The organism is Geodermatophilus sp. SYSU D01036, from assembly GCF_054050435.1.
Window position 1 is genome coordinate 1 of the sequence record NZ_JBJGZJ010000032.1, and the last position, 26,453, is coordinate 26,453.

Genomic DNA, 26,453 nt, shown 5'->3' on the forward strand with positions numbered 1-26,453 from the left:
GGGGGCCTGGGGGTGGGCGGGAGCCTGGTGCCGGGACCCCGTTGGGGGAACGCCGGCGCATGGGCACGGCGCACTTCCGCGGATGTGCACGCATCGGAGAGGAACACCCGTGAGCGACTGGTACACGACCTTCGCCAACTCCGGCGTCGGGTCCGGCGTCGTCAGGCAGCTCGGCCTGCCCCGGCCGGCCGTGCTGCGCCGGTACGAGCCCGGGCAGCCGCTGCTGCCCGGCCCGGCCGTCGTCGGGACGGCGGGGGAGGGCCGGCTGGGCGGCACGCTGGCCGCCGTCCTCCGCGACGCCGGCGTGACCGTCCCGGCCGCCGACGACGAGGGCGAGCGGCCCGCCGCCGTCCTGCTCGACGCCACCGGCCTGACCGGGCCCGGGCAGCTGGCCGCGGCGCGCGCCTTCCTCGCCCCGGCGGTCCGGCGGCTGCGGCCCACCGGCCGGGTGCTCGTGCTCGCCGACCCGCCCGCCGACGCCGCCTCCCCGGCCCAGGCCGCGGCCCGGCAGGCCCTGGAGGGGCTGGTCCGGTCGGTGGCCAAGGAGCTGCGTGCCGGGTCGACGGCGAACCTCGTGGTCGTGCCGGAGGGCGCCGAGGCGTCGGTCGGCAGCGCCGTGCGGTTCTTCCTCTCCGGCCGGTCCGCCTACGTCGACGGGCAGGTGCTCACCGTGTCGGCGGCCGACGTGCCCGCGGACGAGGACCCGGTGCGCCCGCTCGCGGGGAAGGTCGCCGTCGTCACCGGGGCCGCGCGCGGCATCGGCGCGGCGATCGCCCGGGTCGTGGCCCGCGACGGCGCGCACGTGGTCGCCGTCGACGTGCCGGCGGCCGGGGAGGCGCTGGCCGCGGTGGCCAACGAGGTCCGCGGGACGGCGTTCCAGCTCGACATCACCGCCCCCGACGCCGCCGGGCGGCTGGTCACCCACCTGCGGGAGCGGCACGGCGGGGTCGACGTCGTCGTGCACAACGCCGGGATCACCCGGGACAAGCTGCTGGTCAACATGGACGCCGCCCGGTGGGACTCCGTCATGGCCGTCAACCTGCAGGCGCAGCTGGACCTCACCCGCGCGCTGCTCGACGCCGACGGCCTGCTCCGGCCCGGCGCCCGCGTGGTCGCGGTGAGCTCGCAGTCGGGCATCGCCGGCAACCGCGGGCAGACCAACTACGCGGCGAGCAAGGCCGGCGTCATCGGCATGGTGCGCGCCTGGGCCCCGGAGTTCGCCGGGCGCGGGGCCACGATCAACGCCGTCGCGCCGGGGTTCATCGTCACCGAGATGACGGCGAGGATGCCCTTCGGCACCCGCGAGGTCGGCGCCCGGATCAACTCGCTGCAGCAGGGCGGCCTGCCGGTCGACGTCGCCGAGACGATCGCCTGGCTGTCCTCGCCCACGGCCGCCGGCGTGAACGGGCAGGTCGTGCGCGTGTGCGGCCAGTCGATGCTGGGCGCCTGATGGTCACCGTGCTCGATTCGGCGCCGGCGATGGCGCCGCTGTTCGTGCGGGCCGCGCTCACCGCGCGGGGCCGCGGCGGCGACCTGCCGGCCACCCGGCTGGCCCGCCGCGGCGTGACCGTGGACCCGGTCGAGGTGGCCGCCTACGCCCGGGTCTGCCGGTTCCCGCTGGCCGACGCGCTGCCGGTGACCTTCCCGCACGTGCTGACCTTCCCGCTGCAGGTCGCGCTGATGAGCGACCGCGCCTTCCCGCTCGCGCTGCCGGGCCTGGTGCACGTCCGCAACCGGGTCGACGTGCTTCGGCCGGTCGGGCTGGGGGAGGCCCTCGGCCTCGAGGTGTGGGCCGAGCGGTTCGCCGTCCACCCGCGCGGCGCGACCGTCGACCTGTGCGCGTCGGTGTCGGCCGGCGGCGCCGAGGTGTGGCGCGGCCGCTCCACCTACCTGGCCCGCGGGGCGCGGGCGCCCGAGGGCGCGCCGGCGTCCGACGTCGACGTGACCGTGGGCGACCTGCCCGCGGGGACCATCCGCTGGCGGGTCCCGGCCGACGCCGGCCGCCGCTACGCCCGGGTCGCCGGCGACGTGAACCCGATCCACCTCTCCGCCCTCACCGCCAGGGCCTTCGGCTTCCCGCGGGCGATCGCGCACGGGATGTGGGCCAAGGCGCGGGCGGTGGCGGCGCTGTCGGGGCGGCTGCCCGGAGCGCTCACCGCCGACGTCGGCTTCCGCCGGCCGCTGCTGCTCCCCTCGACGGTCACCCTGGCCACCGCGCCGGTGGACGGCGGGTGGGACCTCGCGGTACGCAACGCCCGGGACGGGGCCGACCACCTCGTGGGCACCGTCCGCCCGCTCTGACCGGAGGAGATGCACCGTGGCCGTGTCGTTCCAGCTCACCGAGGACCAGGTCGAGCTGCAGAAGTGGCTGCACGAGTTCGCCGCGGACGTCGTCCGCCCGGTGGCCGCCGAGTACGACGAGCGCGAGGCGTTCCCGTGGGAGGTGCTGCAGGAGGCGGCGAGGATCGGGCTCTACTCGCTCGACTTCTTCGCCACCCAGTGGTTCGACGAGTCCGGCCTCGGCATCCCGCTCACCATGGAGGAGCTCTTCTGGGGTGACGCCGGGATCGGCCTCGCGATCGTCGGCACCACGCTGGCGGCCGCGTCCGTGCGCGCCAACGGCACCGACGAGCAGGTCGGGCAGTGGATCCCCGCCATGTTCGGCACCGAGGCGGAGCCGAAGGTGGCCGCGTTCTGCTCGTCGGAGCCCGACGCCGGCTCCGACGTCGGGGCGATGCGCACCCGCGCGGTCTACGACGAGGCGACCGACGAGTGGGTGCTCACCGGCACCAAGACCTGGGCCACCAACGGCGGCATCGCCGACGTCCACGTCGTCACCGCCGTCGTCGACCCGGAGCTGAGGGCCCGCGGCCACGCCAGCTTCGTCGTCCCGCCGGGCACGAAGGGGCTCACCCAGGGGCAGAAGTTCCTCAAGCACGGCATCCGCGCCTCGCACACCGCCGAGGTCGTCCTCGACGGGTGCCGGGTGCCCGGCGACTGCCTGCTCGGTGGCCGCGAGCGGCTCGAGGAGCGGCTGGCCCGGGCGCGGGAGGGCCTGCGCAGCGGCCGCACCCAGCCGTCGATGGCCACCTTCGAGCGCACCCGGCCCGGCGTCGGCGCCCAGGCGGTCGGGGTGGCGCGGGCGGCCTACGAGTACGCGCTGGACTACGCGAGGCAGCGGGTGCAGTTCGGCCGGCCGATCATCGAGAACCAGGCGATCGCCTTCATGCTCGCCGACATGAAGACCTCCATCGACGCCGCCCGGCTGCTGGTCTGGCGGGCCGCGTGGATGGCGCGCACCGGCCAGCAGTTCACCTCCGCCGAGGGCTCGATGAGCAAGCTGGTCGCGGGCGAGACGGCGGTGCGGGTGACCGAGCAGGCGATGCAGGTCCTGGGCGGCAACGGTTACACGCGCGACTACCCCGTCGAGCGCATGGCCCGCGACGCGAAGATCTACACGATCTTCGAGGGCACCTCGGAGATCCAGCGGCTGGTCATCGCGCGGACGATCTCCGGCGTCCAGATCCGCTGAGCCGGTGTACGCCGAGCCGGGTCACCGGTTGCGACCCAGCGCGTCGTGGCTGGTGACCCAGTCGCCGGCGAGGATCGCCGAGGTCAGTGACACGTCGCCGGCCAGCACCACGCCGGCGCAGATCTCGGCGAACTTCTGCACCTTGCCCGAGCCGTAGCAGCCGAGCAGCTCCAGGCACTCGCGCTGGGTGGGCAGCCCGGTGCCGCCGCCGTAGGTGGCCACGATCAGGGACGTCAGCGTGGTCGACCAGTAGTAGTCGCCGTTCTCCAGCAGCTGGGTGTAGGTGACCCCGGAGTGCGACTCGCTGACGTTGGCCACGTCCTGGCCGGTCGCGATGAACAGCGCGGTCAGCCCGTTCGCCGCGTGCGCGCCGTTGTAGGCCGCGCCCGACATGAACGAGCCGGCCATGCCGATCTGCCGGTACTCGAACAGGTCCCGGGTGTCGACGCCGGTCAGCCGCTGCAGCACCTCCCGGGGGATGGTGGCCTCGGCGACGACGCGCTTGCCGCGGGTCATGAGCATGTTGATCTGCGAGTGCTTCTTGTCCGTGTCGATCGCCCCGGACAGGACGTAGCGCGGGTGGTCGGGGTGGTTCTCCCGGATCCACTCGCAGGCGGCCAGCGTCGCCTTGCCGGTCATGTTCTGGCCCGCGGCGTCGCCGGTCGTGTAGTTGACCCGCAGGTACCGCAGCGGCCCGATCTGGTGCTGGCCGATGTAGGTGAGCCGACCCGAGCGGGTGGTGGCCTCGGCCGCGGCGCGGATGTCGTCGAGGTGCTCGTCGACCCAGCGGCCGAACTCCCGGGCCTGCAGGGCGTCGTCGAAGATGAACGCCGGCGCCCGCTGCATGTGGTCGTCGACGACGGTGGTGCGGATGCCGCCGCTCTCGCCGAGCACCCGCATCCCGCGGTTGTAGCTGGCCACCAGCGTGCCCTCGGTCGTGGCCAGCGGGACGAAGAAGTCGCCCTGCGCGTGCTCGCCGCGCAGGGTCAGCGGGCCGGCCAGCCCGATGGGCACCTGGGCGACGCCGGTGAAGTTCTCGATGTTGCCGGGCAGGACGGCGGGGTCGAAGGAGTACTGGCGGACGTGGTCGAGGCCCGCGCCGGTGCGCTCGGCGACGAAGGCCTGGCGCTTGTCGGCCATCTCGCGGGTGTAGTCGTGCTCGCGGTCGCGGGGGATGCGGGTGCGGTGGGCAGTGTCGGTCATCAGGGCACCTCGGCTCGGATGCGGACGGCACACCCAGTGTGATCCGGCTCACGTCCGTCCGCGACTCCGGCCCTGTGGTCGGTCCGCGCGGCCCCGGCGCTCCCGGTCGCCCCGTGAGCGGGGTGGGACAGTGGCCGGGTGGAGGTGGTCGTCCTGCCCGGCCCGGACGACGTCGCCCGGGCCGCCGCCGACGTGGTCGCCGACGTCGTCCGCCACCGGCCCGGGGCGGTGCTGGGCCTGGCCACCGGGTCCTCGCCGGTCGGCGTCTACGCCGAGCTCGCGCGCCGGGTCGCCGCCGGGGAGCTCGACCTCTCCGGCGTCAGCGGGTTCGCGCTCGACGAGTACGTGGGACTGCCGGCCGGGCACCCGCAGGGCTACGCGGCGGTGGTCGCCCGCGACGTCACCGGCCCGCTGGGCCTGGACCCGGCGCGGGTGCGCGTCCCCGACGGCGGCGCGGCCGACCTCGAGGCGGCGGCGGAGGAGTACGAGCGGGCGATCGCCGCGGCCGGCGGCGTGGACGTCCAGCTGCTCGGGATCGGCGCCAACGGGCACATCGGCTTCAACGAGCCGACGTCGTCGTTCGCCTCGCGCACCCGGCTGACGACCCTCGCGCCGCGCACCCGCGCGGACAACGCCCGCTTCTTCGCCTCGCCCGACGAGGTGCCGCTGCACTGCCTCACCCAGGGGCTCGGCACCATCCTCGAGGCGCGGCGGCTGCTGCTGGTCGCGCAGGGGAGCGCCAAGGCCGAGGCGGTCGCGGCCGCCGTCGAGGGCCCGCTGGCCGCCGTCTGCCCGGCCTCGGCGCTGCAGCTGCACCGGCGGGCGACCGTCGTCGTCGACGAGGCGGCCGCGGCCCGGCTGAGCCTGCTCGACTACTACCGGCACGCCTACGCGGCCCGGCCGTCCTGGCAGCGGCCCTAGCGGACCCGGCGCCCGGCCGCCCACACGGCCGTGACGGACCGGTCCGCGTCGAGCGCGACGAGGTCCGCGGCGGCGCCGGGCGCCAGCCGGCCCAGCCGGTCGCCGAGGCCGAGGACCCGCGCCGGGGTGGCGGTCAGCGCGGTGACCGCGGTGACCGGGTCGACGCCCGCGGCGAGGGCGGTGCGCAGCGCGGCGTCCTGGGTGAGCGTGGACCCGGCGATGGTGCCGGTGCCGGCCAGCACCGCCCGGCCGCCGCGCACGGTGACCGCCCGACCGCCCAGCCGGTGGTCGCCGTCCCCGGCGCCGGCGGCGGCCGTCGCGTCGGTGACCAGCGCGACCCGGCCGGGCGCGCCGGCCACCAGCAGCCGCGCGACGACGGGGTGCACGTGCACGCCGTCGAGGACGAGCTCCAGGGTGACCCGCGGGTCGGCCAGCGCGGCGCCGACCGGGCCCGGCTCGCGGTGGTGCAGGCCCGGCATGGCGTTGAGCGCGTGGGTGAGCAGCCGGGCGCCGGCGTCGAAGGCGGCCGCGGTGAGCGCGGCGTCCGCGTCGGTGTGCCCGACGGCGACGACGACGCCGGCGGCGGTGAGGTCGCGGACCGCCTCCAGCGCGCCGGGCAGCTCGGGGGCGACGGTCACCTGGCGCAGCGTGCCGGCCGCCGCGGTGAGCAGCCGGTCGACGGCGTCCGCGGTGGGGGCGCGCAGGTGGCGGGGGTCGTGCGCGCCGCAGCGGGCGGGGGCGAGGAACGGGCCCTCGAGGTGGGCGCCGAGCACGGTGGGGTCCGCGGCGGCCACCTCGGCGATGCCCGCCAGCGACGTCTCCAGCTCGGCCAGCGGCGCGGCCACCAGGCTGAGCACCGAGCGGGTGGTGCCCGCGGCGCGGTGCACGGCCAGCGCGGTGCGGATCGCGTCGGGGCCGTCGTCGAAGGCCGCGCCCCCGCCGCCGTGCGCGTGCAGGTCGACGAAGCCCGGGGCGAGCTCCGCGCCGGCCAGGTCGAGGGTCACGCCGGCGTGCCCGGGCGGCCGGCCGGTGCCGGTGGCGGCGATCGTGTCCCCGTCGAGCAGCACCCAGCCGTCGTCGGCGACCCCGCCGGCGTCGAGCAGCCGAGCGCCGGTCAGCAGCACACCGGGATCCTCCTCCACCCGGTGCGGCCGGCGGCGTCCGCGCCTGCGCGCCCGTCGCCGGCCCGGGGTCGTCTCCCGCGGCGCGAGGCAGCCGCAGGTCGACACCCGGCGGCCGCGGGACCGTGCGGGGCCCGCCGGGGTCCGGTGAGGTGGGAGGCGTGGACCGCCGCGACGACCCGACCGCCCACCCCCGCCCGCTGCTGCGCCGGCCCTGGCGCTCGCTCGACGGGGACTGGCAGTTCGCGGCGGACCCCGACCTCGCCGCCACGCCCGGCACCGTGCGGTTCGACCGCACGATCCGCGTCCCGTACGCCCCCGAGACCCCGGCCAGCGGCATCGGCTGGACCGGCCCGCTGCGCCGCGCCTGGTACCGCCGCCCGCTGCCCGGCCGGCAGGGCGACCGCCGCACGGTGCTGAACCTCGGCGCGGTCGACCGCGTGTGCGACGTCTGGGTGGGCGGCGCGCACGTCACGCGGCACGAGGGCGGCTACACGCCCTTCCGGGTCGACGTCACCGACTCGCTCGGCGACGGCGCCGACCTCCTCGTCCGGGCCGACGACGACCCCCGCGACCTCGAGGCGCCGCGCGGCAAGCAGGACTGGCGCGACCAGCCGCACGAGATCTTCTACCCGCGCACCACCGGCATCTGGCGCACCCCGTGGCTGGAGTCCGTGGCGCGGGAGCACGTCACCGACGTCGTCTGGCGCGGCGACCCGCGCACGCTGCGCGTCGACGTCCGGGTGGAGCTGTCCGTCCCCGTTCCCCGCGCCCGGCTGCACCTGCGCCTGTGGGCCGGCGAGCGGCTGCTGGCCGACGACGCGGTCCGGGTCGACGGCGCGGTCGTCGAGCGGACGCTGCAGGTCGGCGACGGCGGCACCGACGACCGCTGGCACCTGACCTGGGAGCCCGGCCCGGACCCGGTGCTCCTCGACGCCGAGATCGCGCTGGTCCGCGACGACGGCGAGGTCCTCGACGAGGTCGCGAGCTACACCGCCCTGCGCTCGGTCGAGGTCGACGACGGGCGGCTGCTGGTCAACGGCCGGCCGGTGCCGCTGCGCCTGGTGCTCGACCAGGGCTACTGGCCGCACACCGGCGCCACCCCGCCCGACGTCGCCGCCCTGCGCCGCGACCTCGAGCTCACCCGCGCGCTGGGCTTCACCGGCGCCCGCAAGCACCAGAAGACCGAGGACCCGCGCTGGCTCGCGCTCGCCGACCGCACGGGCCTGCTGGTGTGGGTCGAGATGCCCGCGGCCCACCGCCCCGGCCCGACGTCGGCCGCCCGGCTGCTGCGCGAGTGGGCCGAGGTGGTGGTCGCCCACCGCGGGCACCCGAGCGTGGTCGCGTGGGTGCCGCTCAACGAGTCGTGGGGCGTGCAGGAGGCGGCCGCCGACCGCGCCCAGCGCGGCCTGGTCACCGCCCTGGCGGCCACCGCCGACGCGCTCGACGGCACCCGCCCGGTCTCGGCGAACGACGGCTGGGAGGCCCTCGGCGGGAGCATCCTCGGGGTCCACGACTACGAGCAGGACCCGGCGGTGCTCGCCGCCCGCTACGCCACCGCCGCCGACCTCGAGCGCCTCGCCGGCGGGCGGCGGCCCGACGGGCGGCTGACCGACCTCGACCGCGCGGGCGTCGCCGGCCGCGCCGTCGTCCTCTCCGAGTTCGGCGGGATCGCGCTGAACGCGGGGTGCTCCGACGCCGACCGCACCGAGCCGTGGGGGTACGCCGACGCCCGCTCCCCGGAGGACCTGCTCGCCCGCTACCGCGACCAGTGGGCCGCGGTGCACGCGAGCACCGCCCTGGCCGGGGCGTGCTGGACCCAGCTCACCGACACCTACCAGGAGGTCAACGGCCTGCTGACCGCCGGCCGGGTGCCCAAGTGCGACGTCGAGGCGATCCGCCGGGCCACCACCGGCGCCGGGTGACGGCCGGGTCGAGGAACCGTAACGATCACGGTCTCGAACTGCGGGGACGGCGGGACAGGGCCAGTGTCGGGGGCGGAGACGACACCGAGCCCCGCGGAGGTCCCCGTGCGCACGAACCGGCTCCTGCCCCTCGCCGCCGCGGCGGCCCTCGTCCTCTCCGCCTGCGGCGGCGGGGAGAGCGTCGACACCGGCGGGGGAGGAGGCGGGGGCGGCGGTGACGACGTGCTCGTCGCCGCGGTCAGCGCCGAGCCGGACCAGTTCGACCCGCACGTCACCAACGCCTACGCGAGCTTCCAGGTGCTGGAGAACGTGTACGACACCCTCGTCGTCCCCAGCGCCGAGGACCTCACGATGCAGCCGAGCCTGGCCGAGTCGTGGACGACCAGCCCCGACGGGCTGACCTGGACGTTCACCCTCCAGGACGGGGTCACCTTCCACGACGGCAGCGAGTTCGACTCCGCCGACGTCGTCTACAGCTACCGGCGGATCATCGACGAGGACCTGTCCAACGCCTACCGGTTCGCCACGGTCGCCGACGTGCAGGCGCCCGACCCGCGGACCGTCGTCATCACCCTGACCCGGCCGACGCCCAACCTGCTCGAGCTCATCGGGTCGTTCAAGGGCATGGCGATCGTCTCGGAGAACGCCGCCGAGGAGTTCGACCTGCAGAGCGAGGCCAACGGCACCGGGCCGTTCCGGCTGGAGAGCTCCGACGCCAACGCCACCACGCTGACCACCTTCGACGACTACTGGGGCGGGACGCCGGGCATCGACGGCGTCGAGTTCCGCTACATCTCCGAGCCCAGCTCCGCGCTGACCGCGCTGCGCAACGGCGAGGTCCAGTGGACCGACAACGTCCCGCCGCAGAACGTGGCGGACCTCGAGGACGACGAGGCGGTCGAGCTCGGCTCGGTCACCAGCGTCGAGTACTTCTACCTGTCGATGAACTACGCCGTCCCGCCGTTCGACGACCGGGACGTGCGCCGGGCGATCGCGACCGCGCTGGACCGCGAGGAGATCACCCAGGCCGCCCGCTTCGGTGCCGCGCAGCCCAACCAGACCGCCATCCCCGAGGGCAGCCCCTGGTACCTGGACTACGCGCCGTTCACCCCGGACGAGGAGGCCGCCCGGGAGCTGCTGGCCCAGGCCGGCGTGCAGACGCCGCTGACGATGGGGCTGATGGTCACCGACGAGTACCCCGAGACGGTGGCCGCCGCCCAGGTGATCGCCAGCGAGCTCGAGCCGATCGGCATCCAGGTGGAGATCCAGGAGGAGGACTTCGCCACCTGGCTGGACCGGCAGTCCCAGGGTGACTTCGACGCCTTCATGCTCAGCTGGATCGGCAACATCGACCCGGCCGACTTCTACGAGAACCAGCACCTGTCCACCGGCGGCAGCAACTACCAGGGCTACAGCAACCCGGAGGTGGACGACCTGCTCACCCGCGCCGCCACCGAGCCGGACCAGGCCACCCGCAAGGGCCTCTACGACGAGGCCGCGCAGCTCATCGTCGACGACGTCAGCTACCTGTACCTCTACAACCCCGACGAGGTGCAGGCCTGGGTGCCGGGGCTGACCGGCTACCAGGTGCGGGCGGACTCGGCGATCGACTTCGAGAACGTGGAGCTGCCCTGAGCGGCTACCTGCTCCGGCGGGCCGGCCAGGCGATCGTCGTCCTGGCCGGTGTGAGCGTCCTGGTCTTCTCCCTCATCCACCTCGTGCGGGGCGACCCGATCCGCCTGGCCCTCGGCACGAGGTTCTCCCAGGAGACCTACGACGCCCTGCGGGAGCGCAGCGGGCTGGACCTCCCCCTGGTCCAGCAGTACCTCACCTGGGCCGGGCGGGCGGTCACCGGTGACCTGGGGGTCAGCTTCCGCAGCGGCGAGACGGTCACCTCGCTGATCGCGGAGCGGCTGCCCGCGACGCTGACGCTGGCCTTCGCGTCGCTGCTGGTCGCGCTGGTCATCGCACTGCCGCTCGGGATGCTCTCGGCGCTGCACCCGCGCTCGTTCGTCGACCGGCTGGCCACCGTCGTCAGCCAGTTCGGCATCTCGGTGCCCGACTTCTGGCTGTCGATCATGCTGATCCTGGTCTTCGCCGGGACGCTCGGCTGGCTGCCCTCGGGCGGCTACGTCCCGCTGACCGAGGACCCGCTGGGCTGGGCGCAGCGGCTGGTGCTGCCCGCGATCGCCACCGGCGTCGTCTCGGGCTCGGTGATCACGAGGTTCGTCCGGTCGAGCATGCTCGAGGCGCTGGGCTCCGACCACGTGCGGACGGCGCAGGCCAAGGGCGTCGCGACCCGCCAGGTGCTGACCTGGCACGTGCTGCGCAACGCCCTCCTGCCGCTGGTCACGGTCACCGGCGTGCAGCTGGCCTACCTGCTGTCCGGCGTCGTCGTCGTGGAGATCGTCTTCTCGTGGCCGGGGCTGGGGCAGCTGGCCTACCAGGCGGTGCGCGACCGCGACTTCCCGGTGCTGCAGGGCGCCGTCCTGCTGTTCGCCCTGGTCTTCCTGGTCGTCAACCTGCTGGTGGACCTGCTCTACAGCCGCATCGACCCGAGGATCACCCGCCGATGACGCAGCTGCCGACACCGGGCGCCACCCCGGCCGTCCCCCCGCCCGCCGAGCCCCTGCCGACGGCGGCCCCGCGCCCCCGCTGGCGGGAGACGCTCGGCCTGCTGGCCCGCAACCCGACCGCCGCGGTCTCGGCGGTGGTCCTGCTCCTGATCGTGCTGATGGCGGTCTTCGACGAGACGCTCGCCCCCGACGGCCCCAACGAGCAGGACCCCTCGCTCCAGCTGCAGCCGCCGAGCTGGGACCACCCGTTCGGCACCGACGAGTTCGGCCGCGACATCCTCAGCCGGGTCGTCCTCGGCGCGGCGACGTCGCTGCGCGTCGGCTTCCTCTCCGTCGCCTTCGCCCTGGTCGTCGGCACGCTGATCGGCCTGCTCGCCGGCTACTACGGCCGGTGGGTCGACGACACGCTGATGCGGCTGATGGACGTGCTGTTCGCCTTCCCGGCTGTGCTGCTGGCCATCGCCATCGTGGCCATCCGCGGCGCCGGGCCGGCCAACGCGATCCTCGCGATCGGCATCGTCTACGTGCCGATCTTCGCCCGGGTCACCCGCGCCAGCGTGCTCGGCGTGCGCGAGGAGGTGTACGTGCGGGCCTCGCGCTCGGTCGGCGCCTCGGACTGGCGGCTGATCACCCGGCACGTGCTGCCCAACGCCGCGCCGCCGATCATCGTGCAGACCTCGATCAGCCTGGCCTTCGCGGTGCTGGCCGAGGCGGCGCTGTCCTTCCTCGGCCTGGGCCCGCGCCGGCCCAACCCGTCGTGGGGGCTGATGCTCGCCGACGGCCGCGGCTTCATCGAGCAGGCCTGGTGGTACACGGTCTTCCCGGGCCTGGCGATCGTCGTCACCGTGCTGTGCTTCAACCTGCTCGGCGACGGGCTGCGCGACGTCCTCGACCCGCGGCAGCGCACCCTCATGGCCGGGGGTGGGCGGTGAGCGCGCTGCCCGAGCCCGCGGTGGGCCAGGTCCTGGAGGTCGAGGACCTGCGGGTGGACCTGCGCACCCCGCGCGGGACGGCGCACGTGGTCAACGGGCTGAGCTACACCGTCGGGCCGGGCGAGACGGTCGCCGTCGTCGGGGAGTCCGGCAGCGGCAAGAGCGTGTCGGTGCTCGCGCTGATGGGCCTGCTGCCGGCGCGGACGGCGACGGTGACCGGGCGGGCCCTGCTGCAGGGCGAGGACCTGCTCACCATGTCCCCCGAACGGCTGAGGCAGGTCCGCGGGCCCGGCGTCGGCATGGTCTTCCAGGACCCGATGACCTCCCTCAACCCGGTGCTCACCGTGGGCCGCCAGCTCACCGAGGGCATCCGCGCGCACGGGGCGGTGTCGAAGGCCGCGGCCCGGGCGCGCGCGGTGGAACTGCTCGGCGAGGTGGGCCTGCCCGACCCCGGCCGCGCGGTGGACCGCTACCCGCACGAGCTCTCCGGCGGCATGCGGCAGCGGGTGGTCATCGCGATCGCGCTGGCCAACTCCCCGGCGCTGCTCATCGCCGACGAGGCGACGACGGCGCTCGACGTCACCGTGCAGGCGCAGATCCTCGACCTGGTCGAGCGGCTGCAGGCCGACCACGGCACCGGCGTCATCTGGATCACCCACGACCTCGGCGTCGTCGCCGGCATCGCCGACCGGGTGCTGGTCATGTACGGCGGGCGCTGCGTGGAGGACGGCACGGTCGACGACGTCCTCGAGCGGCCGGTGCACCCCTACACCCGCGGCCTGCTCGGCGCGCTGCCCGACCTCGCCGCCGACGACGGCGGCGACCTGGCCACCATCCCCGGGACGCCGCCCGCGCCCACCGACCTGCCCGCGGGCTGCGTGTTCTGGCCGCGCTGCCCGGTGCGCGGCGACGCCCGCTGCGCGACCCGGCAGCCGCCGCTGACGGTCGTCGACCGCGGGGACCGGGTACTGCCGCACCGGGCGGCCACCTGGTGCGCGGAGGGGGAGGCGTCGTGACCTCGACGACGGAGCGGGAGGTCCTGGTCTCCGCCCGCGGCCTGGAGGTGCACTTCCCGGTCCGCTCGGGGGGGCTGCTGCGCCGCACCACCGGCGTGCTGCGCGCCGTCGACGGCGTGGACCTCGACGTGTACCGCGGCGAGACGCTGGGCCTGGTGGGCGAGTCCGGCTGCGGGAAGTCCACGCTGGGCAACGCGCTGCTGCGGCTGGTCCCGCCGACCGGCGGCACGGTCACGTTCGACGGCACCGACGTCACCGCGATGGGGAAGAAGGAGCTGCGAGAGCTGCGGCGCCGGGCCGGGATGGTGTTCCAGGACCCGTTCGCCTCCCTCGACCCGCGGCGCACGGTGGCGCAGACGGTGGCCGAGCCGCTGGAGGTGCACGGCCTGCACCCGGGGCGGCAGGCGCGGGCCGCGCGGGTGCGCGAGCTGCTGGAGCTGGTCGGCCTGGACCCGGCGGTGGCCGCCCGCTACCCGCACGAGTTCTCCGGCGGCCAGCGGCAGCGGGTCGGCATCGCCCGCGCGCTGGCCGGCGAGCCGGACTTCCTGGTCTGCGACGAGGCGATCGCCTCCCTCGACGTCAGCGTGCAGGCGCAGGTGCTCAACCTGCTGCGCCGGCTGCAGCGGCAGCTCGGCCTCACGCTGCTGTTCGTCTCGCACGACCTGTCGGCGGTGCGGCACGTGTCCGACCGGATCGCGGTGATGTACCTGGGCCGGGTGGTCGAGGTCGGGCCCGCGGCCGCCGTCGCCGCCGAGCCGCAGATGCCCTACACGCGGGCGCTGCTGTCGGCGGTGCCGCTGCCGCACCCGGCGCTGGAGCGGTCCCGGCAGCGGATCGTGCTGCGCGGCGACGTCCCCTCGCCGGCCCGGGTGCCCAGCGGCTGCCGGTTCCGCACCCGCTGCCCCGACGTGTTCGAGCCCTGCCCCGACGTCGACCCGGCGCTGCAGCCGGTCGGCTCCGCGCCGGGGCACGTCGCCGCCTGCCACCTGCACGGCGTCGTCGGCGAGCCGGTGCAGCGGGAGCGCCCCGGCGAGCCGGTCACCGCGGGCGACCCGGCGACCTGACCCGCGCCGGGAACGCACCGGGAACACGCCGGGCGCCCCCTCCGGACGGCGGGGAGGGCGTCCGCTGCGTGGTCGTCAGCCGCGGCCGGTGCGGGTGGGGCGCCGGCCCTGCCGGGAGCCCGAGCGGGGCGCCCGCCGCCCGTCCCGGCCGCCGGCGCGGGGGTGGCCGTCGCGACCCCGCCCGCGCGGGGCGCTGCACGGGCGGCAGGTGGAGAACCACGGCGCGATCGCGGTGCCGCACTCGACGCAGGCGCTGGACCGGCTGACCGCGATGGCGTCGGGCAGGAGCTCGCTGATCGCCTCGGCGCACTCCTCCTCGACCCAGGCGGCGTCGTCGGCGTCCAGGTCCGCGACGCCGGGGAACTGGCGCAGCAGCGCCTGGGCGTCGCGCGCGGCCGCGGCGGCCTGCTCGAACTCCTCGACGCTCCCGCCGACCGGGACGTCGGGCAGCACCAGCTCCGGCCGCACCGGCAGGCCCGCGGCGTGCCGCAGCGCGGCGCGGGCGAGCACCAGCCAGCGGGTGCGCCGCGGCGGCTCGTAGTCGATCGGCAGCTGCACCAGGCGCCAGACGGTGTGCAGGTCGCCGACGGCGCCGAGCGGCCCGCGCAGCAGCGGCAGGAGCGCCCGCACCCGCAGCACCAGCTCGCCGACGTCGTCCGGGGTCATCGCCCGGTCGCGGGTGGCCGTGCGCGCCCAGGACTCCCAGCGGACCAGGGCCTCGGGCAGGTCGGCCGCCTCCGTGGCGCCGAGGTCCTCGAGCTCCGGGCGCAGCCGCGCCCCGCGGGCCGGCAGGTCGCTGACCCGCTCGCCGCGGGCCACCTCGGCGCCGACGGCCACGAGCGCCGCCGACGCCCGGAGCCCGGGCACGCCGGCCAGGACGCCGACCGTCCCGTGCCCGGTCAGGCCGTAGCGGCCGGCCCGCCCGGCGATCTGGGCGGCCTCCCAGCTGCGCAGCGGCCGCAGCTCGGTGCCGTCGAACTTCGTCGTCTCGGCGAACAGCACGGTCGTCGCGGGGACGTTGATGCCGTGGCCGATGACGTCGGTGGTGACGAGGACGTCGAGCTCGCCGGTGGTGAACCGCTCGATGACCTCGCGCCGGGTGGCCGGGGGCAGCGCGCCGTACAGGACGCCCACCTTCCCCGGCCGGTGCCGGTCGAGCTCGGCCGCGACGGCGTAGACGGTCTTGCGGGAGAAGGCGACGACGAGGGTCTGCGGGCGGACGCGCGGGGCGCGCACCGGAGCGGCCAGGACGTCGAGCCGGGACAGCCGCCGGTGGTGGACGACCTCGACGTCGTCGGCGTCGGACACCAGCGGCGCCAGCTGCGGGTGGGCCTCGGCGGCCGAGATCAGGTGCATCTCGCGGTACTCGCCGGTGAGCAGCAGCCGGGCCCAGTGGTGGCCGCGGTCGTCGTCGGCGATCCAGTGCGACTCGTCGAGGACGAGCAGCTCGCCGCGCATCGGCGCCTTCTCCACCGTGCAGCAGAGGATCTCCGCCTGCGGGTGGATCTCCTCCTCGCCGGTGGACAGGCCGACGGCGCCCTCGGGCAGGCCCGCGGCGAGCTTGGCGTAGGCCTCGTGGGCGAGCTGGCGCAGCGGCGCGGCGTAGACGCCCGAGCCGGTCGCGGCCAGCGCCTGCAGCGACTCGTGGGTCTTGCCCGAGTTGGTCGGGCCGAGGTGGAAGACGACCCGCTGCGGCGGGGTCGCGCGGACGGGCAGTTCCGGCGCGGCGTCCTCGACCCACAGCTGCTGGGCGCGCCGCTCGGCGCGGGCGGCCTCACGGGCGGCGTCCCGCTCGGCGGCGCGGTCGGCCGTCATCGGGACGGTGGGGCGCTCGCCGGCGGGGCGCCGCACCCGGCGGCGGGTGGACGGCGGGGGAGCGGTCTCGGGCAGGGGGTGTCCTTCGATCGACGTGCGGGGGCGGGGTCGACGCGACGTGCTCGCGGACCGGGTCGCGAGGACAACGCCGTCCGGTCCCGGATCATGCCCGGCGGCGCCTCACCGGAGTCTCATCGGCCTCTCATCCACCCCGCCGCGCGCCGCCCTAGCGTCGCCCTCCCGCCGACCGGCGGGGACCCGGGCGGACCAGGGAGGCCGAGATGCCACGGACGGTCGCGAGGAGGACGAGGGTGGCGGCGATCGGGCTCGGCGCGCTGCTCGCGCCGGTGCTGGCGTCGGGCACGGCCGCGGCGGACCCCGACACCTCCGCCGCACTCGACCCGGCCGGGCGGATCCCCCCGGCCAGTCCCTCGGCGGTGACCTCGGAGCTGCTGGCCCGCGGGTCCGCGGGGGAGTTCCGGCTCGAGGACCCCGAGGCCGGGATCAGCCTCGACGTCACGGAGCCGTCGGACGTGGCGGTGGTCCGGGCCACCCTGGCGCCGCACTCGTCCACCGGCTTCCACCGGCACCCCGGGCCGTCGGTGGTGGTCGTGGTCAGCGGCACCCTGCAGATGATCGAGCCCGCCCACCACGACGGCGGCCGCTGCACGCAGGAGACGTACCCGGCCGGCAGCGCGTTCCCGCACCCGTCGGGGCCGCACACCTTCGCCAACCGCGGCGCGGAGCCCGCCGTCCTCGTCATCACCTACCTCGTGCCCGAGGGCGCGAGCCCGGCGCCGGTGCCCGTCGCCCCGCAGCCCCGCTGCTGACGCCCGCGGCGCGGCCGGGTGGGTCCTCCCGGGAGGCCGGGTTAGCCTCGACCTGCCGGGAGGGCTCGCCTAGTGGCCGATGGCGGCGGTCTTGAAAACCGCTATGGGGTCAAACCCATCGTGGGTTCGAATCCCACGCCCTCCGCTCCGCTCCCCCTGTGGGTGCGCCCCGCGACGACACGCCACCCCTCCGGGGGGCCGCCGCCGCGGCGGGAGCGCACACGGGACCCCGGTCGCCCCGCGGTGGTACACCGGCCGTCCGCCGGAGCGCGCACGACCGTGCACCGCTGGACACCAGGGCCCCGCGGCGGCGACGCGCACGGCCACAGGGGGTCCGCGATGGATCGCTCGGACATCGGCACCGTCCCCTCGCGGTCCGATCGGCACCGGTCCCCGCAGCGCCTCCGGGTGGCCTGCGGCCTCGCCCTGCTCGTCCTGCTCCTGTCGCTGGTGACCGCGGCACCGGCCGGCGCCACGTTCCCGGGGAAGAACGGCCTGATCGCCTTCAGCGCCGAGACCGACGAGGGCGAACAGCTCTTCACCGTCTCGCGGAACGGCCGGGACCTGCGGCAGGTCACGCACGGCCCCGACGAGGCGTCGACGCCCGACTGGTCCCCCGACGGGGGCTGGCTCGCCTACACGCTGAACGAGTGCACCATCGCCCTGGTCCGCCCGGACGGGACCGGTCAGCGGGCCATCCCGTCGCAGACCCCGGAGGGGTGCGAGGCCGATCCGGCGTTCACCCTCGACGGCCGGCACCTGGTGTTCGAGCGCTACGACGCCACCGTGGAGGAGAGCTCCGTCTGGATCATGGACCTGCACGGCGACGAGCGCCGCCGCATCGGCACGGGGCCGACCCAGGCGGCGACCCCGGAGGTCTCCCCGGACGGCCGGACGGTCACGTTCCTGTCGGACGTGGAGGAGGGCCTCGGTGCGCTGTTCGCGATCGGCATCGGCGGCGGCACCGCCCGGCAGGTCACGCCCACCCTGTACGGGATCGCGTACAAGCACGACTGGGCGCCCGATGGGTCCCGCATCGTGACCAGCGACAACGCCGACGACCCGGACCACCCCGTCAACGTCGTCACGATCCGCCCGGACGGGACGGGGCTGCGGTACCTGACCCACCTGCAGAGTCCGGACCAGAGGGCCTACGCCGGCGGTTACTCCCCCGACGGCAGGTGGATCGTCTACCGGCTCGAGCACGGCGACCAGAACGCCCTGGTGGTCGTGCGGGCCGACGGCCACGGTGCCCACACGATCCTGCCGTTCTCGTCGTTCCGGCCGCGGTTCATGGACTGGGGTCCAGCTGTGCGGTGACGGAACGGCGCGGACCCGGGTCCGCTCGCGCGCCGACCGGTGCTGCGCACCGCTCCCGTCCCCTAACGTGCCCCTCCGCACGGGGATCCGAGTCGGACCGGTCCGGGGAGTGGCATGAGCGGAGTCGCGGCGGCGGAGAACCCCGCGCCCGGGGACCCCGCGCCCCGGGACCCTGCACCCGAGGACCCTGCACCCGAGGACCCTGCACCCGAGGACCCTGCACCCGAGGACCCCGTCCTCGCCCTGGCCCGCAGCCGGCGCTGGCTCGCCGAGGCGCAGCGGCTGGCCGCGATGGGCAGCTGGGAGTGGGACGTCCGCACCGGCGCGGTGACCTTCAGCGACGAGCTGTTCGCCGTCTACCGGCTCGACCCCGCCGCGGTGACGCCGACCTTCGAGATCTGCATGCAGATGGTCCACCCCGACGACCGGGGCCGCGCCGAGCAGGCCATCCTCGCCGCGCTCGGGGCGGGCGGGGTGTTCGACTTCGACCACCGGGTCGTCTGCGGCGACGGCGCGCTCATCTGGGTGCGCGCCCGCGGGTCGGTCACCCGGGACGAGGCCGGCCACGCCGTGCTGCTGGTCGGCACGGCGCAGGACATCAGCGAGCGGGTGGCGATCGAGGCGCGCCTGCAGGAGAGCGAGCGGCGGCTGCTGGAGGCGCAGCGGGTGGCGCGGCTGGGCCGGTGGGACTGGGACGTCGTCACCGACACGGTCACCTGGTCCGACGAGATGTACCGCATCTTCGGCGTGCCGCCGGACGCGCTGGTCCCCACCGTCGAGGGCTACCTGGCGCGGGTGCACCCCGACGACCGGGCCGAGCTGCTGCAGCTGCTCGCCGACGTCCGCGCCGGCCGGGAGGAGTACGGCCTCGAGCACCGGGTGCTGCGCGCCGACGGCAGCACCGGCTGGGTGGCCTGCCGCGCCGCCGTCGAGCGGGACGGGAGCGGCGCGGAGGTGCGCGTCCACGGCACCGCCACCGACGTCACCGAGCGCAAGGCGGCCGAGCTGGCGGCCGCCCGGGCCGCCGCGGAGCTGGCCGGGCAGGCCGAGCAGCTGCGCCGGCTGGCGTTCACCGACCCGCTCACCGGGCTGGCCAACCGGGCGCTGTTCGCCGACCGGCTGGCCCACGCCCTCGAGGCGCGCTCGCCCGCCGGCGTGAGCGTCCTGCTGGTCGACCTGGACGACTTCAAGGACGTCAACGACGTGCTGGGCCACCAGGCCGGCGACCGGCTGCTGGTCGAGGTCGCCGAGCGGCTCACCGAGTGCGTCCGGCCCGAGGACACGGTCGCCCGCCTCGGCGGGGACGAGTTCGCCGTCGTCCTGGCCGAGGCCGACCACGGCGAGCAGGTCGCCCGGCGCATCGGCGCCGCCCTCGACGCCCCCGTCCGGTTCGGCGACCGGCAGGTGGTGCCCAGCGGCAGCATCGGCCTGGCCCGCAGCACCGGGGGCGAGCACGTGCCCGCCGAGGTGCTGCTGCAGCAGGCCGACATCGCGATGTACGCCGCCAAGCAGGCCGGCAAGGGGCGGCACGCGGTCTTCGACCCGGCCATGTCGACGGCGGTCCTCGCCCGCGCGGACGTGGAGAACGGCCTCCGGCGGGCGCTCGAGGACGACGGGCTCGTCGTCCACCTGCAGCCCCTGGTCGACGTCCGCGCCCGCGCGGCCACCGGGGTCGAGGCGCTGGTGCGCTGGCCGCGTCCGGGTGGCCTGGCGCTGCCGGCGGACTTCCTGCCCGTCGCCGAGCGCAGCGGGCTCGTGCGCGAGCTCGGCCAGCAGGTGCTGCGCACCGCGTGCCTGCGCCTGTCCGGTTGGCTGGCGGCGGACCGGCGGCGGTCGCTCTCGGTCAACGTCTCGCCGGTGCAGCTGCGCGAGCCGGACTTCGCGACGGCGGTCCTCGGCGTCCTCGCCGGCACCGGCGTGCGCCCCGGGCAGGTGCTGCTCGAGGTGACCGAGACGGTGTTCCTCGAGGCCGGGCCGCGGGTGGTCGGCCAGCTCGACGAGCTGCGGGCCGCGGGCCTCCGGGTGGCCATCGACGACTTCGGGACCGGCTACTCCTCCCTGGGCCGGCTGCAGGCGCTGCCCGTCGACGGGGTCAAGATCGACCGCTCGTTCGTGCAGCAGATCGGCGACGGCGCGGACGACCAGCCGATCCTCACGGCCCTGGTCACGCTGGCGCACTGCCTCGGGCTGGAGGTCACCGCCGAGGGCGTGGAGACCCCCGTGCAGGCGGCCCGGCTGGTCGAGCTCGGCGTGGACCACCTGCAGGGCCACCACCTCGCCCGGCCGGTGCCGCCCGAGGACCTGGCCGGCGCGGTCGCCGCCGCCGGAGCCGTGCTGCAGGCCGCCGGCGACCGGTCCGCGGGGCCGGGCCGGGAGCCGGTCGTGCTGCTCGTCGCGCCCGACGACGCCCGCAGCCGGGCGCTGCGCGGCGTCCTGCTGCGCGACGGCCTCTCCGTCACCGTGCCGGGGGTGGCGGCGCCGGAGGCCGACGCCGTCCTGCTCGTGACCGGCCGCGGCGGGGACGCCGTCGACCGGGTGGCCGGGCTGGGCGCCGCGCCGGGGACCGCCGTCCTCGTGCTCTGCGACGACGCCGACCGGGCCACCCGGGCGCGGCTCCTCGCCGCCGGCGCCGACGACGTCCTCGTCGACCCCGACTGCTGCCCGCCCGGCCTGGCCGAGCGGCTCCGGGCGGCGGTGCGGACGGCGGCCGGCGAGGCCCGCCGGCGCGACTGACCCCGCAGCGGTGCACGGCGTGTCCCCCGGGACACGCCGGGGAGCTCCTCACTCCTGCGGGTGGGTCGGCTCATCACTGGGGCCGGTGCTGCCGAAGACGGGGTGTGGCCATCCCCCGGGGACTGCGAGCCCGGCAGCCGCGTGCTGCCGCCCGCTCGCTGGTCCTCGTGCTGGGCATCTCCGCGGGCGCCCTCGCCGCGGTCAACGGCTTCGGCGCGAACGCCGCGTCGCCGCTGACCCTGGCGGCGTGCTGGACCGTCGTCGCCGTCCTCGTCGCGAGCGCCGTCGCGTGCCGTCGTGTCGCGCCCGGGCGGCTCGACCGCTGGGGCGTGTTCCCCCTCCTCGGGGTGACCGGGGTCCTGCTGGTCGCCGGGCTGAACCTCGTGACCGAGGACCCGTCGGCCGGTGCCCAGGCCTTCCTCGCCTTCCCGGTGCTGTGGGCGGCCGCCCACCTCCGACGGGCGGCCGTCACGGTCGTCACGGCCCTGGCCGTGGCGGCGAACGCCACCGTGCTGCTGCACCTGGCGCCGGTCGAGAACGCGGTCAGCGACGCCCTCCTCCTCGGCACCGTGCTCGCCGTGGTCGCCGTGATGCTGGAACGGGCCGGCGCGGTGCAGGAGCGGCTGGTCGAGGCGCTCGAGCAGCAGGCCACCGTGGACACCCTCACCGGCCTGGTCAACCGCCGGGTCTTCGACGACGCGCTCGCCGTCGCGCTCACCGGCCCGGCCGCCGCCGACGGCACCGCCCTGCTCCTGCTCGACGTCGACTCGTTCAAGCAGATCAACGACCAGCACGGCCACCCCGTCGGCGACGACGCGCTGGTCCACCTGGCGGGGATCATCCGGCGGCAGATCCGCGCCGGTGACGCCGTCCTGTCCCGGCTCGGCGGCGACGAGCTCGCCGTGCTGTTGCCCGGCTGCACCGCCGAGGTCGCCGTCGCCCGGGCCGAGTCGGTGCTCGGGACGGTGCTGTCCACGCCGCTCACGCTCCCCGACGGCACCCTGCTGGCGATGTCGGTGAGCGTCGGGGTGGCGCACGCCCGCGACACCACGATCGGGATGCGCGAGTTCTACGCCGCCGCCGATCGCGCCCTGTACCGCGCCAAGCGCGCCGGCCGCGGCCGCGTCGAGGTCGCCCCCGCCTGACGCGGCTCAGCGCAGGTGCCGGGCCGCGGCCGCCAGGGTGCGGACGGTGAGCCGGCCGTCGGCCAGGCCCAGCGCCACGACGTCGTCGAACACCCGCTGGTCGGCCGCCGCCGCGCGGAACGCCGCGTCCATCACCCGCGGCCACCGGCTGACCCACGACGCCGCCGACGCCGACCGGTGGTGCGCGCCCAGCCGCCGCCGCAGCGCCCGCCGGTGCACCGTGCCCGCGGCCGCCCCTGCCGACGCGGCCGCGCCGGCCAGCGCCCCGGACAGCACGGCGTAGAAGATCCCCTCGCCGGTCATCGGGTTGACCAGCGACGCCGCGTCGCCGGCCAGCAGCACCCGCCCGTCGGGCTGCCGCGGCCGGCCGGTGGACAGCGGCAGCCGGTGCGCCCGCAGCCCCTCGGGCTCGACCCCGGGCAGCAGCCGGTGCAGGCCCTCCACCAGCGCTGCCCGGGTGGCCCCGCCGGAGACCAGCTCGCCGTAGCCGACGTTGGCCCGCCCGTCGCCGAGCGGGAACGACCACGCGTAGGCCGGCCAGCGCTGCTCGGTGGTCACCAGCACCTGGGTGCCGCCCTGGCCCGGCAGCTCGGGCGCGTAGCCGCGCAGCGCCACCGCCATCCGGTCGTCGGCGTTGCGCGCCAGTCCCACCGCCCGCCGGACGACGGACTCCGCGCCGTCCGCGCCGACCAGCACCCCGGCGGTGAGCACCCCGTCGACGTCGACGCCGTCGCGCCCCGGCGTCACCCGGCGGACGGTGTGCCGCCGGAACCCCGCCCCCGCGCCGAGGGCGGCGGCGAGCAGCCGGGCGTCGAACACCTCCCGCGGCACCACCGACGACGGCCGGTGGGTGGCCCGCTCCACCGCCGCGCCGCCGGGCGAGCGCAGGGACAGCCGCGGCGCGGGGGCGTAGCCGGCGGTCAGCGCGGCGACGTCGGCGCCCAGGCCGGCGAGCACGTCGAGTGCCTCGGGGGCGATGCCGTCGCCGCAGACCTTGTCGCGGGGGAAGTCGGCCCGGTCGAGGACGAGCACCGAGGCGCCGTCGCGCCGTGCGGCCAGCGCCGCCGCCGCGCCCGCGGGGCCGCCCCCGACCACGACGACGTCCCAGCGCTCCACGGGGGCGACGCTAGGCAGCGCCGCGGCCGGCGGCCAGCCGGGCGCTGTCCCGTCCGGCCCGACCGGCGCAGGATGGCCCGCGTGACCGCACCCGACGAGCGCGAGCTGCTGCTGCGCCTGCTGGCCAACCAGCGCACCGCGCTGCGCAACACCCTGTACGGGCTCACCGAGGAGCAGGCGCGGGCGACCCCGAGCGCCAGCGAGCTGTCGCTGTCCGCGCTGCTCAAGCACGTGACCCAGGGCGAGCGGGCGAACCTGGCCGGCCGGGTCGGGAGCCGTCCGCACGCGGTGGAGGGCGATCCGCAGGCTGAGTGGATGGCCGGGTTCACCGTCGCCCCCGGCGAGACCGTGGAGGTCCTGCTGCACCGTCAGGCGGAGGTGGCACGCGAGACCGAGGAGGTCGTGCGCGCCGAGAGCGACCTCGACCGGGTGGTCGCGGTCCCCGACGGCGTCGCGCGCTGGCTGCCCGAGGGCACCGTGTTCACCGTCCGCTGGCTGCTGCTGCACCAGATCGAGGAGCAGGCCCGGCACGCCGGCCACGCCGACGTCATCCGCGAGTCGATCGACGGCAAGGGCGCCTGGCAGCTGGAGGCCGAGGCCCAGGGCATCGCCGCCCCGACCTGGACCTAGGGCGGGGTGGAGGCCCACTTCCGCGGCGGGTGCTCGTAGCCCTCGACGAAGGCGAGCAGCCCGGCCGCGTCGGTCACCACGCCGAGCGCGTCGAGCCGGCGCCGCTCGAGGTAGCCGTCGTCGGCCATGCGGCCCAGCTGGGCCAGCAGCGGCGCCCAGAACCCGTCGACGTCGAGCAGCACCACCGGCTTGGCGTGCAGGCCGAGCATCCCCCAGGTCCAGGCCTCGAACAGCTCCTCGAGCGTGCCGGCGGCCCCGGGCAGCGCGACGAAGGCGTCGGCGAGCTCGGCCATCCGCGCCTTGCGCTCGTGCATGGAGGTCACCACCTCCAGCCGCGGCAGGCCGGGGTGGGCCAGCTCGTCGTCGACCAGGTGCTGCGGGATCACCCCGACCACCTCGCCCCCGGCGGCCAGGGCGGCGTCGGCGACGACGCCCATCAGCCCGACGTGCCCGCCCCCGTAGACCACCCCGACGCCGGCCTCGGCCAGTCCCGTGGCCAGGTCCGCGGCGGCCTTCCGGTGCGACTCCGGCCCGGGCCGGCTGCCGGTGAAGACGGCGACCCGCATGTGGGACACGCTATTCGTCTCGCTCCTCGGCCCTCCTGCAGGGCCCACCGCGAGCGTGCGAGTGGTGGGGGGCAGGAGGGTCCTTAGTCAGCCGCCGTAGTAGCGGTAGACCGGCTCGGCGGTGCAGACCGGCTTCTCGCCGCCCTCGCGCTCGACGACGGCGGAGAAGGTGAGCTGCAGGCCGCCGGTGAACGGCGTGACGTCGGTGAGGGTCGCGGTCAGCCGCACGCGGGAGCCGACCGGCACCGGCGCGGGGAAGCGCACCTTGTTCAGGCCGTAGTTGACGCCCATCGCGGTGTCGGTGACCACGAAGACCTGCGCGAACAGCGGCACGAGCAGCGACAGCGTGAGGTAGCCGTGCGCGATCGGCCCGCCGTAGGGGCTCTCGGCCTTCGCCCGCTCGACGTCGACGTGGATCCACTGGTGGTCACCGGTCGCGTCGGCGAAGGTGTCCACCCGGTCCTGGGTCACCTCGAACCAGTCGCTGGTGCCCAGCTCCCGGCCGAGGAGGTCGGAGACCTCGGCCATCGTCGTCGTGGTCGCCATGCGGGGTGCCTCCGTCGTCGTCGCCGGTCGTCCTCCCGATCCTGCCAGTGCGGTGCACCGGTCCCCGCGCCGGCTGCGGTTCACTTGTCCGGGTGGCGACCATCCGTCTGACCCCCACCGACGGCTGGACCACCTGCTCGCTGGGGCACCGGCACTGGGGGCGGGCCGGCGCGGCCGGCCTGCTGGTGCACCGTGACGGCGGCGACGGTCCCGAGCTGCTGCTGCAGCACCGCGCGCTGTGGTCGCACCACGGCGGGACGTGGGGCACGCCGGGCGGGGCGCTGCACCTGGACGAGACGCCCGAGCAGGGCGCGCTGCGCGAGGTCGAGGAGGAGCTCGGGCTGGCCGCCGCGGACCTCGTGCTCGGCGCGCGCTCGGTCGACGACCACGGCGGCTGGGCCTACACGACCGTCCTGGCCCGCCCGGTCGGCGACCTCGACCCGTCCCGGCTGCGGCTCGACGGCGAGAGCACCGGCGTCGCGTGGGTGGCGCTGGCCGCGCTGCACCAGGTCACGCTGCACCCGGGGCTGGCCGCCTCGATGGACCGGCTGCGGCCGCTGCTCGCCGCCTGAGCTCAGCCGACCGTCACGGTCAGCGCCCGGTGGTCGCCCACGCCCAGCCGGCGGGCGGCGGCGTCCCGGGCGGTCACCCGGCCCAGCGCGAGCAGGTGGTCCAGCTGCAGGCGCGGCCCGTGCGCCGGGAAGCTCGCCTCCCGCACCAGCGCGGTCGCGCCCAGCAGCCGCGCCGGCAGCCCGCCGGGCAGGTTGAGGTCGCCCGCGACCACCACCGGGCCGGGCAGGGACGCCACCCAGCGGCGCAGCCGCCGCAGCTGCCGCACCGCCGTCGGCGGCGAGAACGACAGGTGGGTGGCCACGACGGTCAGCCCGTCCAGGCAGGCGGCGACGGCGACCCGCGGCTCGTCGGGCACCCACCACAGCCGCGGCCGGCCGGTGGCCGGGTCCGGCGCCCGCAGCGGCAGCCGGGCGTGGCCGGACCCCAGCCCGAGCACCGCCCAGTCCCGCACCGGGCGGCGGACCAGCAGCGCGACGCCGTACGCGGGGCCGTCCGCCGCGCTCTCCGGCCCGCGCAGCCCGGGCGGGTCGGCGGCGGCCCAGGTGCCGCGGAACGGGCTCGGCGTCCCGGTGAGGGTGGCCGCGTGCCGCCAGTCGACGGCGTCCAGCGCGCCGGCGAGCACCGCGGCCTGGTCGGTGCCGCCGGAGCGGGGCTGTCCGGCGTCGACCTCCTGGACGGCGAGCACGTCGACGCCCAGCCCGGCGACCGCAGCGGCGAGCGCGGCCGGGACCAGCACGCGGCCGTCGGCGCCGCGGCCGGAGGCGAGGTTGAGGGTGCCCACGCGCAGGGCGGCGCCGTCGGGCACGGGTCCGACGCTAGCGGCGGCGGGTCGCCCGTGCGCGGGACTCGGCTGGCCGCGCAACCACGGGGCTGGTACTTCGTTGTACCG

23 protein-coding genes and 1 tRNA gene are annotated in these 26,453 nt (G+C 76.5%); 17 read left to right on the forward strand and 7 right to left on the reverse strand.

Translation table 11 applies throughout. From position 1 onward, the window contains the following. Window positions 1-109: 109 nt before the first annotated feature. Genes ACI8AR_RS21375 through ACI8AR_RS21385 form a run of 3 tightly spaced genes read left to right on the forward strand, consistent with a single transcriptional unit; the run spans window position 110 to window position 3,532 of the window. The gene (locus ACI8AR_RS21375; RefSeq protein ID WP_457052785.1) at window positions 110-1,450 is read left to right on the forward strand and encodes a 3-oxoacyl-ACP reductase; all 1,341 of its coding nucleotides are present in this window, start codon (window positions 110-112) and stop codon (window positions 1,448-1,450) included. Then, window positions 1,450-2,301: a MaoC family dehydratase gene (locus ACI8AR_RS21380; protein WP_457052786.1), complete on the forward strand. Its 852-nt coding sequence runs from the start codon at window positions 1,450-1,452 to the stop codon at window positions 2,299-2,301. Before ACI8AR_RS21375 ends, ACI8AR_RS21380 begins: the two co-directional genes overlap by 1 nt. A gap of 16 nt (window positions 2,302-2,317) precedes the next feature. Then, entirely contained in the window at window positions 2,318-3,532 is a 1,215-nt protein-coding gene (locus tag ACI8AR_RS21385; RefSeq protein ID WP_457052787.1) for an acyl-CoA dehydrogenase family protein, read from the forward strand. A gap of 21 nt (window positions 3,533-3,553) precedes the next feature. On the opposite strand, the gene ACI8AR_RS21390 is transcribed toward ACI8AR_RS21385, so the two are convergent. Continuing rightward, on the reverse strand, window positions 3,554-4,735 hold the full coding sequence (locus ACI8AR_RS21390; RefSeq protein WP_457052788.1) for a hydroxymethylglutaryl-CoA reductase: 1,182 nt from the start codon (window positions 4,733-4,735) through the stop codon (window positions 3,554-3,556). A gap of 138 nt (window positions 4,736-4,873) precedes the next feature. Here ACI8AR_RS21390 and nagB point away from each other — a divergent pair, with 138 nt between their 5' ends. Continuing rightward, a complete protein-coding gene (gene nagB / locus ACI8AR_RS21395) occupies window positions 4,874-5,656 on the forward strand; it encodes a glucosamine-6-phosphate deaminase (RefSeq protein WP_457052789.1) in 783 nt (260 codons plus the stop codon). On the opposite strand, the gene nagA is transcribed toward nagB, so the two are convergent. Beyond that, entirely contained in the window at window positions 5,653-6,780 is a 1,128-nt protein-coding gene (nagA, locus tag ACI8AR_RS21400; protein WP_457052790.1) for an N-acetylglucosamine-6-phosphate deacetylase, read from the reverse strand. The two genes, nagB and nagA, sit on opposite strands and share 4 nt — an antisense overlap. Window positions 6,781-6,938: 158 nt before the next feature. On the opposite strand from nagA, the gene ACI8AR_RS21405 reads away from it, so the two are divergent. The 6 genes from ACI8AR_RS21405 (at window position 6,939) to ACI8AR_RS21430 (ending at window position 14,290) form a co-directional block, all read left to right on the forward strand. Beyond that, the gene (locus tag ACI8AR_RS21405; protein WP_457052791.1) at window positions 6,939-8,702 is read left to right on the forward strand and encodes a glycoside hydrolase family 2 protein; all 1,764 of its coding nucleotides are present in this window, start codon (window positions 6,939-6,941) and stop codon (window positions 8,700-8,702) included. Window positions 8,703-8,807: 105 nt separating this feature from the next. After that, window positions 8,808-10,337 carry an ABC transporter substrate-binding protein gene (locus ACI8AR_RS21410; RefSeq protein WP_457052792.1) on the forward strand — a complete coding sequence of 510 codons (1,530 nt, stop codon included), beginning with the start codon at window positions 8,808-8,810 and terminating at the stop codon, window positions 10,335-10,337. Between the two features lie 8 nt (window positions 10,338-10,345). Further along, window positions 10,346-11,278 (forward strand): ABC transporter permease, encoded by a 933-nt coding sequence (locus tag ACI8AR_RS21415; protein ID WP_457052823.1) that lies wholly within the window; start codon window positions 10,346-10,348, stop codon window positions 11,276-11,278. Further along, window positions 11,275-12,210, forward strand: a complete 936-nt coding sequence (locus ACI8AR_RS21420) for an ABC transporter permease (protein WP_457052793.1) — start codon at window positions 11,275-11,277, stop codon at window positions 12,208-12,210. Before ACI8AR_RS21415 ends, ACI8AR_RS21420 begins: the two co-directional genes overlap by 4 nt. Continuing rightward, on the forward strand, window positions 12,207-13,226 hold the full coding sequence (locus ACI8AR_RS21425; protein ID WP_457052794.1) for an ABC transporter ATP-binding protein: 1,020 nt from the start codon (window positions 12,207-12,209) through the stop codon (window positions 13,224-13,226). The genes ACI8AR_RS21420 and ACI8AR_RS21425 overlap by 4 nt, the downstream gene beginning before the upstream one ends. Next, complete coding sequence (locus tag ACI8AR_RS21430; RefSeq protein WP_457052795.1) at window positions 13,223-14,290, forward strand: ABC transporter ATP-binding protein; 1,068 nt, start codon at window positions 13,223-13,225, stop codon at window positions 14,288-14,290. Before ACI8AR_RS21425 ends, ACI8AR_RS21430 begins: the two co-directional genes overlap by 4 nt. A 75-nt stretch (window positions 14,291-14,365) precedes the next feature. On the opposite strand, the gene ACI8AR_RS21435 is transcribed toward ACI8AR_RS21430, so the two are convergent. After that, window positions 14,366-16,105, reverse strand: a complete 1,740-nt coding sequence (locus ACI8AR_RS21435) for a helicase-related protein (RefSeq protein WP_457052796.1) — start codon at window positions 16,103-16,105, stop codon at window positions 14,366-14,368. Window positions 16,106-16,416: 311 nt separating this feature from the next. Here ACI8AR_RS21435 and ACI8AR_RS21440 point away from each other — a divergent pair, with 311 nt between their 5' ends. From ACI8AR_RS21440 to ACI8AR_RS21460, 5 genes are all read left to right on the forward strand, one after another. Then, entirely contained in the window at window positions 16,417-16,935 is a 519-nt protein-coding gene (locus ACI8AR_RS21440; RefSeq protein WP_457052797.1) for a cupin domain-containing protein, read from the forward strand. 58 nt (window positions 16,936-16,993) lie between these two features. Next, window positions 16,994-17,080 (forward strand) — tRNA-Ser (locus tag ACI8AR_RS21445). Window positions 17,081-17,274: 194 nt separating this feature from the next. Beyond that, window positions 17,275-18,255: a TolB family protein gene (locus ACI8AR_RS21450; RefSeq protein ID WP_457052798.1), complete on the forward strand. Its 981-nt coding sequence runs from the start codon at window positions 17,275-17,277 to the stop codon at window positions 18,253-18,255. A 114-nt stretch (window positions 18,256-18,369) separates the two neighbouring features. Beyond that, complete coding sequence (locus ACI8AR_RS21455) at window positions 18,370-20,988, forward strand: EAL domain-containing protein (RefSeq protein ID WP_457052799.1); 2,619 nt, start codon at window positions 18,370-18,372, stop codon at window positions 20,986-20,988. Window positions 20,989-21,092: 104 nt separating this feature from the next. Beyond that, complete coding sequence (locus tag ACI8AR_RS21460) at window positions 21,093-22,133, forward strand: GGDEF domain-containing protein (RefSeq protein WP_457052800.1); 1,041 nt, start codon at window positions 21,093-21,095, stop codon at window positions 22,131-22,133. Between the two features lie 6 nt (window positions 22,134-22,139). Here the strand turns inward: ACI8AR_RS21460 and ACI8AR_RS21465 are convergent, their stop codons facing one another. Further along, the gene (locus ACI8AR_RS21465) at window positions 22,140-23,249 is read right to left on the reverse strand and encodes an NAD(P)/FAD-dependent oxidoreductase (RefSeq protein WP_457052801.1); all 1,110 of its coding nucleotides are present in this window, start codon (window positions 23,247-23,249) and stop codon (window positions 22,140-22,142) included. 81 nt (window positions 23,250-23,330) lie between these two features. Here ACI8AR_RS21465 and ACI8AR_RS21470 point away from each other — a divergent pair, with 81 nt between their 5' ends. Next, window positions 23,331-23,879: a mycothiol transferase gene (locus ACI8AR_RS21470; RefSeq protein WP_457052802.1), complete on the forward strand. Its 549-nt coding sequence runs from the start codon at window positions 23,331-23,333 to the stop codon at window positions 23,877-23,879. Here the strand turns inward: ACI8AR_RS21470 and ACI8AR_RS21475 are convergent. Continuing rightward, entirely contained in the window at window positions 23,876-24,445 is a 570-nt protein-coding gene (locus ACI8AR_RS21475; RefSeq protein ID WP_457052803.1) for an LOG family protein, read from the reverse strand. The genes ACI8AR_RS21470 and ACI8AR_RS21475 overlap by 4 nt on opposite strands. Window positions 24,446-24,532: 87 nt before the next feature. Next, on the reverse strand, window positions 24,533-24,991 hold the full coding sequence (locus tag ACI8AR_RS21480; RefSeq protein ID WP_457052804.1) for a MaoC family dehydratase: 459 nt from the start codon (window positions 24,989-24,991) through the stop codon (window positions 24,533-24,535). 92 nt (window positions 24,992-25,083) lie between these two features. Between ACI8AR_RS21480 and ACI8AR_RS21485 the strand changes: the two genes are divergently transcribed. Further along, window positions 25,084-25,563: an NUDIX domain-containing protein gene (locus tag ACI8AR_RS21485; protein WP_457052805.1), complete on the forward strand. Its 480-nt coding sequence runs from the start codon at window positions 25,084-25,086 to the stop codon at window positions 25,561-25,563. Between the two features lie 2 nt (window positions 25,564-25,565). On the opposite strand, the gene ACI8AR_RS21490 is transcribed toward ACI8AR_RS21485, so the two are convergent. Beyond that, on the reverse strand, window positions 25,566-26,369 hold the full coding sequence (locus ACI8AR_RS21490; protein WP_457052806.1) for an endonuclease/exonuclease/phosphatase family protein: 804 nt from the start codon (window positions 26,367-26,369) through the stop codon (window positions 25,566-25,568). Window positions 26,370-26,453 lie beyond the last annotated feature (84 nt).